We start from the raw sequence: 536 nt of genomic DNA on the forward strand, positions 1-536 counted from the left end.
CCGCGTTACAGATTTATCGTTCGCGCTACTGATCTACGGTGCTTCAATCATGCTCCTTCGGGAACTACGCCGTCCTTTAAGTACCGCCATAGTGCAATCGCGAGACGTCGTGCGACCGCGACGATTGGGACCCGTGCCTGCTGTTCGCTGCGAGAACCAATGCGTCAGGACGCTGTCTGGCTGGTAACGGATCCACGACCATGCCATCTCGATCAGTAGTGCCCGCACTCGCCGATTGCCTTGCTTGCTGACGCCCTGGTCGACCTGGCTCTCACCACTGTCGTAAGGCTGAGGCGCGAGGCCCACGCAAGCGCCGACCTGGCGACGGTTGCTAAACTGCCGCCAGAACAGCTCCAGTGCCAGTCGCGAGCCACCAACGGCCCCAATGCCGCTCAGGCGTGTGAGGCGTGCGATCGATTCGCTCGCGCGCGGACTCGGGGAGACTCTCGAGCCGCTCCTTCTCCAGTGTCGCCAGTTGCTGCTCGACGAGCGCCAGTCGTTCGCATTCGCGCAGCAGCCGTTGCTGCAGTTCCAGT

Annotated in this window: 1 pseudogene; it reads right to left on the minus strand. The window is 62.3% G+C overall.

The annotated features are described in order from the left end of the window. Positions 1–47: 47 nt before the first annotated feature. Positions 48–536: pseudogene (locus AB3X96_RS42595) on the minus strand (transposase); the annotation flags it as partial.

This window comes from Paraburkholderia sp. BR13439 (genome assembly GCF_040948805.1).
Lineage (GTDB): Bacteria > Pseudomonadota > Gammaproteobacteria > Burkholderiales > Burkholderiaceae > Paraburkholderia > Paraburkholderia youngii.